General features: G+C 62.4%; 8 protein-coding genes. 7 read left to right on the top strand and 1 reads right to left on the bottom strand.

What is annotated here, in order from left to right:
• Positions 1–3 precede the first annotated feature (3 nt).
• The 5 genes from GNT64_RS16355 to GNT64_RS16375 all read left to right on the top strand — a co-directional run bounded on the left by GNT64_RS16355 (position 4) and on the right by GNT64_RS16375 (position 5,334).
• Positions 4–1,698 carry a ThiF family adenylyltransferase gene (locus GNT64_RS16355; protein WP_197277041.1) on the top strand — a complete coding sequence of 565 codons (1,695 nt, stop codon included), beginning with the start codon at positions 4–6 and terminating at the stop codon, positions 1,696–1,698.
• Positions 1,676–2,239, top strand: a complete 564-nt coding sequence (locus tag GNT64_RS16360) for a Mov34/MPN/PAD-1 family protein (RefSeq protein ID WP_156680486.1) — start codon at positions 1,676–1,678, stop codon at positions 2,237–2,239. Before GNT64_RS16355 ends, GNT64_RS16360 begins: the two co-directional genes overlap by 23 nt.
• Positions 2,185–3,165, top strand: coding sequence for a TIR domain-containing protein (locus tag GNT64_RS16365; protein WP_156680487.1), 981 nt, complete (start codon positions 2,185–2,187; stop codon positions 3,163–3,165). The genes GNT64_RS16360 and GNT64_RS16365 overlap by 55 nt, the downstream gene beginning before the upstream one ends.
• A 63-nt stretch (positions 3,166–3,228) precedes the next feature.
• Positions 3,229–4,263 carry a DUF4238 domain-containing protein gene (locus GNT64_RS16370; RefSeq protein WP_156680488.1) on the top strand — a complete coding sequence of 345 codons (1,035 nt, stop codon included), beginning with the start codon at positions 3,229–3,231 and terminating at the stop codon, positions 4,261–4,263.
• Positions 4,214–5,334, top strand: a protein-coding gene (locus GNT64_RS16375) for an IS3 family transposase (protein ID WP_156680489.1) whose coding sequence is annotated in 2 segments (ribosomal slippage) — positions 4,214–4,463 and positions 4,463–5,334 — 1,122 coding nt in all. Because the reading frame shifts where the segments join, the coding sequence is not laid out codon by codon here. Before GNT64_RS16370 ends, GNT64_RS16375 begins: the two co-directional genes overlap by 50 nt.
• A gap of 609 nt (positions 5,335–5,943) precedes the next feature.
• Here the strand turns inward: GNT64_RS16375 and GNT64_RS16380 are convergent.
• Positions 5,944–6,753 (bottom strand): ion transporter, encoded by an 810-nt coding sequence (locus tag GNT64_RS16380; protein WP_197277042.1) that lies wholly within the window; start codon positions 6,751–6,753, stop codon positions 5,944–5,946.
• A 246-nt stretch (positions 6,754–6,999) separates the two neighbouring features.
• Here GNT64_RS16380 and GNT64_RS16385 point away from each other — a divergent pair, with 246 nt between their 5' ends.
• Positions 7,000–10,728 (top strand): DUF4011 domain-containing protein, encoded by a 3,729-nt coding sequence (locus GNT64_RS16385; RefSeq protein ID WP_197277043.1) that lies wholly within the window; start codon positions 7,000–7,002, stop codon positions 10,726–10,728.
• Complete coding sequence (locus tag GNT64_RS22020) at positions 10,697–13,126, top strand: DUF3320 domain-containing protein (RefSeq protein ID WP_231639564.1); 2,430 nt, start codon at positions 10,697–10,699, stop codon at positions 13,124–13,126. The genes GNT64_RS16385 and GNT64_RS22020 overlap by 32 nt, the downstream gene beginning before the upstream one ends.
• Positions 13,127–13,144 lie beyond the last annotated feature (18 nt).

A 13,144-nucleotide genomic window follows, 5' to 3' on the forward strand; every position in this document is an offset into this window, starting at 1 on the left:
TATATGCGTGATCTGGGCCGCCTGGCATCCGAACAGGCGGCCCTTGCCGACCTTGAGAGGCGTGAGGCTTGGTTCACCGTCGCCAGCATCTATTTCGACGATCAGGTCCGGCTCTGCTTCGATGCCGAAATCGAGATCGGTCCGAAGTGCTATCCGATCCGGCTGACATATCCGCAGACATTTCCTTACACCCCGATCTCGGTTCTTCCCCAATCTCCCGAACGATGGTCGGAGCACCAATGGGGACGCGGCGAACTTTGCCTCGAATGGGGCCCGGACAATTGGACGCCCGACATCACGGGTGCCCAGATGGTCGAGAGCGCTTACCGGCTTTTGCACGGTGAAACGCCGAATGATGCCGAAGCGCATCCGGTCCTGCCATCGCGCCATGCCGAAAGCCTGGGTCAGCAACTGCGCGCCTCGGCCGTGGGCTTTGTCCTGACCCGGGCTCTTGCGAGCAAGCTCGATGCAACGCCAGGCCCGCAACTGCTGCCAATGAATTTTTTCTTGCGCTCGACGACGCACGTAGTGATCCCGCTGACTGTCGGCGATGAGGACCCTGTTTGGCGTGACCCGACGGTCCCGGAAGCCCTGAAGGCATCTAGCCTGACCCTGAAGGGGCATGTCGCCATTCTACCAGCCGGAATGCCGATTCCTGCGCTGGGAACTGCATCTGGGTTAAAGAAGGCTCTTGCCGAAGCGGGCTGCAGCTATCCCGAGGGCTATGTCTCTGACGTGCTGGATATGTGCCTGGTGCACGCAGATGGCGTCGCCCGTCTGTTCTGGGTGAAGGACGGGGCCGACACCGTCACAGAATTCAAATGCCTTCCTGAGGGCAGCGGCGGTCGCATGGAGCCATCTCGCGCGGCCCTTGGGACCATGACCGTGGGTCTTGTCGGGTGCGGCTCGGCTGGCGGCAAGATCGCGACCAGCCTGGCCCGCAGCGGCGTCGGCAATTTCCTGCTTGTCGATGACGATGTGATGCTTCCCGAAAATCTTGTTCGGCACGATCTCGACTGGGACGCGGTCGGCGATCACAAGGCTGAGGGGCTGAGGCGCCGGATCGAGATGATCGCGCCGGCCGCCAAGTGCACCGTGCGCCGTCAGCAGCTCGCCGGACAGGAGAGCAGCGGCAGTATCGACGGCGTGCTGGCGCTTTTGCAGACCTGTGACCTGATCATCGACGCGACCGCCAATGCGCGCGTGTTTAACTTGCTCGGGTCGGTTGTCGCTGCAGCCCGAAAGCCGTTCCTGTGGTTGGAGATTTATGGTGGCGGGTTCGGCGGAATGATCGCCCGGTCGCGGCCCGGTCTCGATCCCGCGCCGCAGATCGCGCGAGCGCGGATCGAAGCGGTGTGCGCGAAGAAGAACGTCGTCGCACCGCGTGCAACCGCAGGGTACGGGATCGACGCTTTGAGTGGCCCGATGATCGCCGATGATGCCGACGTTGCCGTGATCGCAGCGCACGCCACGCGCTTCGCTATCGACACACTCCTGTCGCCCGGCGAGTCGGCTTTTCCCGTCTCTGCCTATCTACTCGGGCTGAAGGCGGGATGGCTCTTCTTACAGCCGTTCCACACCTTTCCGATAGACCTCGGCCAACCGGAGCCGGAAGCCACGCCGGCAATGGATCCAAACGGCTTGGCCACCGTGCAGCGCCTGATCAAGGAACGTCATGATCGTAACGCTGCCGCCTGATCTCATCGCGAAGTTCGAAAAAGCGCTGTCGCGCGCCGGCACCCGTGAAATTGGCGGTGTGCTTGTGGGCGAGCACGTGGCGGACGAAGAATTCCGCGTGGTCGATCTTTCGGTTCAGCGTTCGGGCGGAACTGAGAGCTGCTTCGTTCGCCATCCCAAGAAACATCGTCGCTTCATGCGGAGCTTCTTCCACCGAACCGGCGCCGACTATGCGCGCTTCAACTATCTGGGCGAGTGGCATTCCCATCCCCTATACCTGCCTGTTCCGAGCACCACCGATCTGGCGCAGATGCAGCTGATCGTAGAGGACGGCTACGACGCGCCGTTGTTCGCGGTCCTGCTCATCATCCGCCTCGACGGCGGCGAGCGTGTCGAACTTGGCGCAACGGCCTTCACGCCAGGATCGGCGCCGACGCGGGTCGAGATCCGCGTTCAGCCGAGGCCGGCTGATGATCCGACCCTTTCCGGCAGGCCCACCCTACGGCCTTGGAACTGGTCAGGCTGGTGGCGCAGGAAAGACATCAACAGGAGGAACGATTGAGCTTGAAGAAACGATATGAGGATCGCGCGGTGTTGATCGACGCGCTGCTCGGCCAGAAGATTATTCGCGGCAACGAGACGATCGCTGCGGCCTTTGCCGATGCCGGCGATTTGGTCGAATTCGCCGCAGGCAAGAATATCGTCGAGCAAGGTGACAGCGATCGGTCGGTACATTTTCTGCTGTCCGGCCGAGGCCTGATCATCATCAACGGGGTGCGCCTCTATCACCGCGAGCCACCCTGCACCATCGGCGAGATGTCGGCCATAAATCCCAGTATCGGCCGATCCGCGTCCATCGAAGCGGTCGAGGACGTGGTCACGTTGAAAGTTGGCTATGAAAAGTTCGTCGAGGTCGGCGAAGCGCATCCCGAAATGTGGCGCCTCGTCGCCCATGACCTTGCTGGGCGGCTCGAACAGAGGAATCGCTTCGTCAACCGTGCCAATATACGCCCCCGGGTGTTCATGATCTGCTCTGCGGAGGCGCTACCGATCGCAAAGTCCATTCGCGTCGGGCTTTCCCACGATGCGGACGTTGAGATCTGGAGCGACGATATGATCTTTCCGGCTGGCGGGTATCCGATCGAAGCCCTAGAGGAGCAGGTCAACATTGCAGACTTCGGCGTTGCGCTCTGCGAGCCCGATGATCTCGTCACAGCCCGTGGCAAGACATCGGCGGTCCCGCGCGACAACGTCATCTTCGAGCTCGGCTTTTTCATGTCCCGCCTTGGCCGCCATCGGACTCTTTTGCTGGTGCCGCAACGCACCGATGTGACACTGCCGTCCGACTTCAAGGGTCTGACGCCGCTTCCCTATGCAACCGCTGACAAAGCCAGTGCTCGGGCTGTGGCGCTCGGCCCCGTGATCGATCGGATCAGTGCCATCATAGAGGAAATGGGTGTTCGCGCTTCGCTAATCGAGAAGAATTAGAACAGCGAAGTCAATCGCCGGTCATTGGGCTGCGCCAGCTCGGTTACCATTTAGAGGACGTCGATGACTAAATTGCATTTTGCTCGAGGATCGATGTCTCGTTGGAATTGGGGGCTAGTCCCTACCGATGGCGACGTTGTTCCATTCAGCCGACTGAAGGCCGGTAGCGGTGGGGCGGGGAGAAAGCTTCGCAAACATCACTACCTGTCCATCACCTATATGTCGGGTTTCACAGACCCGGACGGCCGAGTCTGGGCTTACTTTGATAACAAACCTGATGATCCGCAGCCATCACAGCCCGGCTCGATCGCGTATCGCAAACTATATTATTCGCTCTCATCCAAGGATGGCGGACGTGATGACACTTCTTGGGAAGATCATTGGAATTGTGTGGAGACTGTGTGGCCTATCACCGTCGCCGCCGCGCGTGCGAAGCGCCTGTCGCCGGCTATTTCCTTCAATCTACTTGGCATGGTTGCGATCCTAATGGCGCGTGTGCCGGCGGCGCGTGAACGACATGAATATCTGCTGGCACAAAAGATGCGCGCGGAGATCCAGACTTTAGAAGCGGTCGGGGCGCTGCCCGCGGATCTGGCGGGATATGCTGGGAAGCTCGACCGCGTCCCCGTTGGCATCAATCCCGAGCAGAGCCTAGCCAATATGCCCCAGGACATTATGGGTAGCGGCGATTTGGCCTTCCGGATGGGCTTTGAGGTCCTTCACAACAAGACCGACTTGCCGTTCCTGACTACCGACAATCCAGTTTGCTTCTACGATCCCGACCAACCAGTTCATGCTCGCATACCCTACCCCGAGGATGGAGAGATCGAGCTCATTTTCCCAATCGATGCAGGTATGGTGCTGCGCGGATCGACGCGCCTTCGTCCGGTAAACAGCGTTATGCGGCACCGTGTGCTGAGCGACAAGGCGAAGGTTCGCAAGGTCAACAGGACGGTCGCCCAGTTCGGCTATCGGCTCTATATTGCTCGTGACCTGCTCCCCGGAAATCATGCCATTGGTAGGTTAGCTCGTCAGATGGAGACGAGCGATGCGGCGAGGCCGTTTTACCGAGGATCAGATCATAGGCGTGCTGCGTGAGCACGAGGCTGGGGTGAAGACCGCCGAGTTGTGCCGGAAGCACGGCATCAGCGATGCGACGTTCTACAACTGGAAGGCGAAGTATGGCGGGATGACCGTGTCGGAAGCGGCGCGGTTGCGGACGCTGGAGGACGAGAACCGGCGGCTGAAGAAGCTGCTGGCGGAGTCGATGCTGGACGTGTCGGCGCTGAAGGATCTGCTGGGAAAAAACTGACCCGGTCTGTGGATCGCTACGCTGCGGTGGAGAAGCTGATAGCCGACCACGGCTTCTCCGAGCGTCGCGCCTGCATGCTGATCGGGGTCAACCGGTCGGCATGGCAATCTGAGCCGCTCCGCGGGAAGGACGATGCTGTGCGCGAGCGAATGCGCGAGATCGCAAACGAGCGTCGTCGGTTCGGCTATCGCCGGCTGGCGATCCTGCTCAAGCGGGAGGGCGAGGGCATGAACCTGAAGAAGGTGTACCGGCTCTATCGCGAGGAGCGGCTGACGGTGCGCAAGCGCGGCGGCCGGAAACGGGCGTTGGGCACACGAGCACCGATGGCGGTTCCACAGGAACCCAACCAACGCTGGTCGCTCGACTTCGTATCGGATGCATTGGCCTGCGGCCGGCGGTTCCGCGTGCTCAACGTCATCGACGACTACAGCCGGGAATGCTTGGCATGCATCGTCGACACCTCGTTGTCAGGCCGGCGGGTTGTTCGCGAGCTGAGCGCCATCGCCGAGCGCCGCGGGCTGCCGTGCATGGTGGTCAGCGACAATGGCACCGAACTCACCAGTCACGCCGTCCTCACCTGGTGTCAGGACACCGGCGTCGAGTGGCACTACATCGCTCCGGGCAGGCCGCAGCAGAACGGCTTCGTGGAATCATTCAATGGTCGCTTGCGCGACGAATGCCTGAACGAGCACCTGTTCCCCTCGCTCGCTGCGGCGAGACGGATCATCGAGGCATGGCGGACGGACTATAACACCGTGCGTCCGCATAGCAGCCTCGGCGGCATGGCACCCGCCGAGTTCACCAACCGCCCCTGCCAAAGGCATGAAGACACCGAAGCTAACTTATCAGCGGCCTGAAAACGGGGAGCAGGTCACTCGGGACCGCTCTTGCGACGACCTGGTGCGGCATTACGCCGCCACCGTGCCCACGGTGCATGTCGATGTGGAGTTCGAGCCTGGCCATCTGCGAATAATTTGGCGGCATCTATTTGGGAAACGGCCCATTCTGTCGCCCTATGTTGATACGCCAGAGAAGGCTGCGCGATTGACAGAGACTATGGAGCAAGATGGCTTCTTCAATTAGCTCCCTCCCTTGCGTGCCGTAATCGATACTTGCCACCCGGAACTTGTTCATCCGCTTTCGGTTTTTTCTGAGCCGTATGCCGAGCATCTCGTTTACACCGAGAGGATCAGTGACTCGGATGTCTGCTTCCTTGTTTCTCAAGCTGAAAGCTGCCTTGCAGCTACCGACCCAGTTGCCACAATCTCTGGCGGTTGAATGAACGGCAGCTACCGACGGACGATTTCGGGGCTGCGAACGGCGGCTCTGTCGGCGGTTGCGACAATGGCCCACACAAGCTGAACGAAGGGTCGCTTACCCCGGTTTGGCGCTCCGAAGCGGCCGGGCCGTAATCCACCAGTTTCACCCAAATGCGGACCGTCCGCTCTCAACCAACGATCGGAAATTTAGTCAGCTTCGGCGGTCGTTCTGGGGGCATTGTTGGCTTCTGCCATTGCACGATCGCGCGCCAACGCGTCGCTGAAAGAGGCAGCCAAAATCCCGGTGGGCATTGCGATTAGCGCGATGCCCGCAATTGCCACCATCGCGGCAAGTACCTTGCCTAGCGGTGTTACGGGATACGCATCGCCGTATCCAATCGTCGTTAGTGTCACCACAGCCCACCAGACGGAACGTGGAATGCTTCCGAACTTTTCGGGCTGCATCGCACCTTCGGCCCAGAAAAGCGCTGTCGCTCCGAAGAGGACGATCACGGCTGCGAGTCCGGCCGTAGCGAGCAGCTCGTCCTTGCGAGACCGTACTGCCTCAAAAAGGTGATCGAGCGCGCGCGATGTCCGACCAAGCTTCGCCAGGCTTACGATTCGAACAACCCGAACGAGGCGCACGACAGCGGCGTTTACAACGACGAACGGGGCAAACGTAAGTATAATGACGAGTGCATCCAGCATTCCTGCTGGGGAAAGCGCGAAATGCACTCGCGAGCGCCAGGGAGAGACGCTGCTATTTCGCTCGGGTGCTGTCCATACCCTGGCCGCATACTCGACCGCGAAAATCACGCCGAATATAAGTTCGAGCGATGCAAAAAGTGACTGATGACCAGCAGCAATTTCCGGCTCGGTTTCCAAGACTGCAGTCAGGACTGCAAGAAAGATCAGGAAAACAAGTGCCTTATTGAGAGGTGACAAACCTCGTTGAACCCGTACTGTCGGATCAAGCTGTCCGTCAATTACAGACCGCAGGTCACGCCAACCGTCCATCACCCAGCCCCCCCCCCCGCTTTGCATGCGAACCTGATAGCCGCCAGGATCCTAATTTGCTTTGCTCAACGCTTGGCCCGACAGAGCACGCGCCATCGTCGGTCGGCCGGGCGGCGAGTTTGCTCGTTGGTCAGGGTCGGAACACGCAGGCTCATCATCAGCTCGTAACTCAGCTTTCAAAACGTTCTATAGACTTATGCGGCCCTTACGGCCTTAATGAGAAGGAGAAATAGGGCTGGGGGCGGAATGGCGACGAACGCGGTGCAGGATGCTGTCGGAGAGCAGGCATCGATTTTCCAAAGCAAGCTGCCGCTTCGCGAGAAGCTGGACCGCGCTCGCACCGAGTTGCTCGATCTGTCGGCCCGCAACCGCCTGCTCAACATGCCACGGTCGGCCAAGGGCGCGCGAGCCGTGGAGATCGTGGACGAAAAGACCCGTGAAATCTTCCGTCTTTTGGTTCGCGATGCTCGCCCCTTCACCTTCGTCGCTGGAAAGGCGGCACGCGCCGGCGAGGAGACCGGACTGGTCGACGAAGCCGATGAGATCGTTGACCTCGCGCAGCCGGATGACGATGAAACCGACGATCGCGGCATCAGCGTCCGGCACAGCGATACGCGCCTCCAGACTCGATTTACGCCGAAGGGGCTGCAAAAACGGCTGCTTGAGCTCTACCATGATGCCCGGACGCTCGAGGAAGAGCAGGGCGTCAACATCCTGTTCCTCGCGCTCGGTGCGCTAAAATGGATCGACCCGCAAAATACCGCGAACGTCCGGCATGCGCCGCTGATCCTCGTCCCCGTGACCCTCGAACGCGGCAATGCGGGCGAGAAGTTCAAGCTGCGCGTGCGGCCCGACGACTATGCGTCGAATCTGTCGCTCGAAATCTTCCTCGATCGTTTGCACGGCATTCGCCTGCCGATGTTCGAGGCTGGCGATGCGTTCGATCCATCCGCCTATCTTGCCGAAGTCGCTGATGCCGTGTCCACCAAACCGGGGTGGGAAGTCATCGCCGATCAGATCGTGCTCGGCTTCTTCTCATTCGCGAAATTCCTGATGTATCGCGACCTCGATCCGGAAAACTGGCCCGCAGCCGGCAAGATTACAGAGAGAGCGTTGATCCGTGGTTTGCTGTCGGATGGGTTCGAGCCGGACGCGAAGATGATCCCCGAAGACAGCAACATCGACGCCCATATCTCGCCGGCCGACATGTTGCATATCCTCGACAGCGACAGTTCGCAGGCGCTGACCGTTCACGAGGTCCGCCGCGGCCGCAATATGGTCATCCAGGGACCGCCGGGAACGGGCAAGAGCCAGACGATAGCTAACATCGTCGCGGCCGCCGTCGCGGACGGCAAACGCGTGCTGTTCGTCGCCGAGAAGATGGCTGCACTCGAGGTCGTAAAGCGACGGCTGGATGCTACGGGGGTAGGCGACGCTTGCCTGGAACTGCACAGCAACAAGGCGAATAAGAAGGCTTTGCTCGAGGAATTGCGTCGTAGCTGGGAGCTGGGGGCGCCGAAGGGACGCGATCCAGGAACGCTGCACGCCCGGCTGCGCGAGGCGCGCGACGGACTCAATGCGCATGCCGATCGCATGCATCGCGCGCATCCGGCATCAGGGCTGACGCCATATCAGGTCGTCGGCCAGCTGACCCGCCTGCGTCAGGACGGCCAACGACCGAGCGATATCGCGCTCGACGCGCCGGAAGTCTGGTCGGCAGATGCCTTTGCGGAGCGCCACGACGTGATCGGCGAACTGGTCGAGCGGATCGACGCGATCGGCCGGGCGGACGACCATGTCTGGCGCGGCGTTGGTCTGTCGTCGATCCTGCCGAACGATGGCGAACGGCTGCGCGCCCGGATCGAGGCTCTGTCGGCGCGGATCGACCTTTACATCGCCGATGCGGGAGCGTTGGCGCAGGCCATTGGAAGGGCGGTGCCCGAGGATCTTCGCGGGCTGGACCCACTGCTGGGGCTGGCACAGCGGATTGCAGGAGCGCCCGACGTGCCCAGCGACGCGATTGGTCATCCGGCTTGGGACGAGCGGCCTGCTGATATCAGGGCACTCGTCGCAATCGGTGATCGTCTCGCTGCGATAAGCGCGTTACTGGCCGAAGCGGTTGCCGAGGAGGTTTGGTCCGCTGACCTCACCGAGCCAATTGCGGCGCTCGCGCTGTTGCCGGAAGGCGTTACCAGCGACGCGCTGGCACGGCTCGCCGAAGCGCACACGCTAATACCCCGCGTAATCGAGGAAGCGGGTGCGCTGGCGCGGATGCTCGGCTACGACGCGCCCACTACCCTTGCGGAGGCAAGGCGGCAGACGCAGATCGGCGATCGCGTTGCTGCCGCGCCGGACGCGGACCCTGCGGCGCTGACCGCAGCCTGCTGGGAAACCGAGACAGAGCGCGCCGCCGATGTCGCCATGGCAGTCGCGACGCTTGAATCCGCCCGCGAGGCTATAGACGGCGGTCTGACCGACGCAGCCTGGACGATGGATATGTCGGCAACCCGCGGCACGCTGGCCGCGCATGGCTCGGGCTTCTTCAAACTGTTCAGTGGGGAGTGGCGACAGGCCAACCGCTTGGCACGGTCTGTCCTGACCCGTCCCGATGCCCCGTTGGAAGCTACGCTGGCAATTTTCGACGCTTTGGCCCGTGGGCAGGCTGCGCTTGCCGTGGTCAAAGGCGAGGACAGCTTCGCGCGGACGGCATTCGGCCGCGACTGGCGCGGCGAGCGATCGGCGTCGGAACCGTTGTTACGTCTGGTCGAGTGGGTGCGATCGCTCAAAGCCACCGGCGCTGCCCCGCGTGCGATAGCGGCGAGACAACCAGATCGCGATGCGGTCCGTGTCACGACGTCCCGCGCCGCAGCCACCGCAGAGACCGCCACGGCATTGTTGTCCGCGCTGCGCGACGATCTGGGTCAAGCGCGAATTGTGCTGTTCGGCGCGGCCGACGACGCAGCTGCGGTCGATCTCATCGCTGCATCCGCGGCAGCGACCCGCCTACACCATGCGGACCGCGTCTCGGCGATGTGGATGCGCGACGGTCAGCTCAGCCTCGATCTCCGCCGGTCACGGCTAGCTACACTTGCAGAAGGTCAACAGGCCGCGAGTGCGATTGCCGAGGGGGCGTCGCTGGGCGGCGCAGTGTTCGGCGGCGGCTGGCAGGCGGCGCAAAGTGACTGGGTCCAGCTGCGGAATGCTGCGGAATGGATCGGCGCGAACACGGACATCAGGCTGCTTGTTAGCGGCATCGCCGATCATGGCGAACCCAAGCGTCTGGCAAAAGCAATAGCAACGACGCGAACTGAGCTGGAACGCGAGCTGTCGGCGCTGTTCGATCACCTCCAACTCGATCGGCCGTACGCCTTCGGTGCTACGGACCCCGCCTTGATCCCGCTCGCATTGCTCCGGACGCGGTTGACCGCGTGGACGACGGGCGGCGAGCAGCTGTTCCAATGGGTGGCGTATCGCGATCGCGCCAGTCGCGCGGCGGCGCTCGGCTGCGAGGACGTGGTGCAGCGGCTCGCCGATGGCCGGCTAACGTCCGAGGGAGCGGTTCCGGCGTTCGAAATGGCCTATTACGAAGCGATCTATGCCGATCAGGTCGCCGCCGATCCCGCGCTTGGCAGGTTCGACGGCACGCTGCATGGCCGCCTAGCGCGCGACTTCGCCGAGATGGACCGCCAGCGAATAGCGTCGGCCAGTCTGGAGGTCGTCCGCGCCCCATCACGCGCGTGTTCCGGCACGCGACGGAGGCGCGGTCGGTCCGCTTGGCGTGCTGCGGGCCGAGATCGCCCGCAAGCGCGGCCACATGCCGATCCGCAAGCTAATGGAACAGGCCGGACCCGCGATTCAGGCGCTGAAACCCGTGTTCATGATGAGCCCCCTGTCGGTTGCGCAGTTCCTGGCGCCCGGCGTGCTGGAATTCGACCTGCTGGTGATGGACGAGGCGAGCCAGATCCAGCCGGTTGACGCGCTCGGGGCGGTCGCTCGAGCCAAGCAGGTCGTCGTGGTCGGCGATCCCAAGCAGCTGCCGCCAACGGCCTTTTTCTCCAAGATGACCAGCGGCGGTGACAATGATGACGACGGCGAGGATGCCGTTGGTCGTGTCGCGGACATTGAAAGCATCCTCGGCTTGTTCACGGCGCGCGGCCTGCCAATGCGGATGCTGCGCTGGCATTATCGCAGCAAGCACCAATCGCTGATCGCGGTCAGCAACCGGCAGTTCTACGAGAACAAGCTGTTCATCGTCCCCAGCCCCTACACTGCCGAAGCCGGCATGGGGCTGCGCTTCCATCACATTGCGAACGGTATCTTTGATACGGGCACGACGCGTACCAACATGGTCGAGGCGAAGTTCGTCGCGCAGGCAATCGTCGCCCACGCCCGCGACCACCCCGACCTGTCGCTAGGCGTAGCCGCCTTCTCGTCGGCCCAGCGTCGCGCGATCGTCGATCAACTGGAGCTGTTGCGACGCGCGCTGCCGCCCGAGGCGGAGGCATTCTTCCAGGCGCATCACTCCGAGCCGTTCTTTGTGAAGAACCTCGAAAACGTCCAGGGCGACGAGCGGGACGTAATTTTCATCTCGGTCGGCTATGGTCCGACGGTGCCGGGCGGACGCGTGCCGATGCGGTTCGGCCCGCTTGGCACCGATGGCGGCGAACGCCGGCTCAACGTGCTTATCAGCCGTGCCAAGCAACGGTGCGAGGTGTTCGCGTCGATGACTGACGAAGATATTGATCCCGACTTCGCCAGCACACGAAAGGGCGTTTTCGCCTTTCGCCTGTTCCTGCACTTTGCTCGCACGGGCCGGATGACTCTCGCCGAAAGCACCGGACGGGACCATGACAGCGTGTTCGAGGAACAGGTCGCGATCGCGCTGCAGGCGCGTGGCCTGCAGGTCCACCGACAGGTGGGGCTAGCGGGCTTCTATATCGATCTGGCGGTAGCCGATCCGGATCGTCCCGGCCGCTATCTACTGGGGATCGAGTGCGATGGCGCGTCCTATCACGGGGCCAAGTCGGCTCGCGATCGGGATCGGCTGCGCCAGTCGGTCCTCGAAAGCCATGGCTGGTCGATACACCGCGTGTGGAGCACCGACTGGTTCCAGCGCCCGGCCGAACAGCTCGATCTCATCATCGCGCGCGTCGAAGCGGCCAAGGCCGAGCATGACTCGCAGGCAGCGGGCACCGCGGCGAAACGCGCTGTTCCGTTCGACATCGTGACGATCGAGCGTGAGGATGTGACCGAGATCGGCCTCGTGCCGATCGAGGATGCGACGTCAAGCGTCCTTCCCTACATCGAAGCCGCAATCTTGCGTCCCGCACACATCGCCAGCGAACTCCACGACGCGCCGCGTGGCATCCTGTCCGGGCTCGCCGAACAGGTCGTCGATGTCGAAGGCCCGATCCACATCGACGAGATCGTCGCGAGGATACGTGCCGCCTGGGGATTGAAACGGGCTGGTGGACGGATCCAAACCGCGATCGAACAGGCTGTGGATGTTTCGGCACGGACTGGCCGCCTGGCGCGCGACGGCGACTTCCTGTCGATCCCGGGTCGCGAGGCCAAGGTTCGCGACCGCAGCGCCGTCACATCGACCACCCTGCGACGGTGCGAGGCGTTGCCGCCAGCCGAACTCGAACGTGCCGTCCTCGACATCGTCCGGACGCACTTCGGCGCAACCGACGACCAAACCGCCCTTGCTGTATCACGCGCCGTCGGGTTCAAATCCACCAGCAGCCAGTTGCGCATGCTGATCGCCGACGTCGTCACCGCCGCGATTGCCAAGGGCTGGATCGTTCGCAAGAACGGCGTGCTGATAATGGGTGCGGAGGCACCGGTCACCACGGCGCCGGTCGACGCACCGTCGCCGCTGGCCGCGCTGATTGCCGAGGGCGAACACGAGCGGCTGGAATTCAAGGAGACGCTGCGATGGGACGTAGCGGCCGCCGCCCAGAATAAGAAGCTCGAAGACGTCGCGATCAAGACGCTCGCCGGCTTCGCCAACCGTGTCGGCGGGACGCTGCTAATCGGCGTCGCGGACGACGGCACGGTTCGCGGGCTGGACCGTGACTTCAACTGCCTGGGCGGCAACCGCGACAAGATGCAGCTGCACCTGACCAATCTGGTAACCAACCATTTTGGGCAGGCCTATCGCGCCGCGCGCATTCGCGTCGGCTTTCCCGAACATGAGGAAACCGAAGTGTGTCGGATCGACATAGATCGTTCGCCGTCACCCGTTTTTGTGACGACGAAGGACGCCCGCGACGTGTCCGCCGAACGCTTCTTCGTTCGCTCAGGCAATTCAACGCAGGAATTGAGCCCAAGCCAGGCCGCAGCCTATATTCGCGAACACTTCCGAGCATAATGATTGTTGCTGGGAATT

Source organism: Sphingomonas profundi (genome assembly GCF_009739515.1).
GTDB lineage: Bacteria > Pseudomonadota > Alphaproteobacteria > Sphingomonadales > Sphingomonadaceae > Alterirhizorhabdus > Alterirhizorhabdus profundi.

What these genes read in the sequence shown, in the direction of transcription:
- GNT64_RS16355 (WP_197277041.1), top strand. Translation starts at nt 4, where the DNA reads ATGCGTGATCTGGGCCGCCTGGCATCCGAACAGGCGGCCCTTGCCGAC.
- GNT64_RS16360 (WP_156680486.1), top strand. Translation starts at nt 1,676, where the DNA reads ATGATCGTAACGCTGCCGCCTGATCTCATCGCGAAGTTCGAAAAAGCG.
- GNT64_RS16370 (WP_156680488.1), top strand. Translation starts at nt 3,229, where the DNA reads ATGACTAAATTGCATTTTGCTCGAGGATCGATGTCTCGTTGGAATTGG.
- GNT64_RS16380 (WP_197277042.1), bottom strand. Translation starts at nt 6,753, where the DNA reads ATGGACGGTTGGCGTGACCTGCGGTCTGTAATTGACGGACAGCTTGAT.
- GNT64_RS16385 (WP_197277043.1), top strand. Translation starts at nt 7,000, where the DNA reads ATGGCGACGAACGCGGTGCAGGATGCTGTCGGAGAGCAGGCATCGATT.
- GNT64_RS22020 (WP_231639564.1), top strand. Translation starts at nt 10,697, where the DNA reads ATGGACGAGGCGAGCCAGATCCAGCCGGTTGACGCGCTCGGGGCGGTC.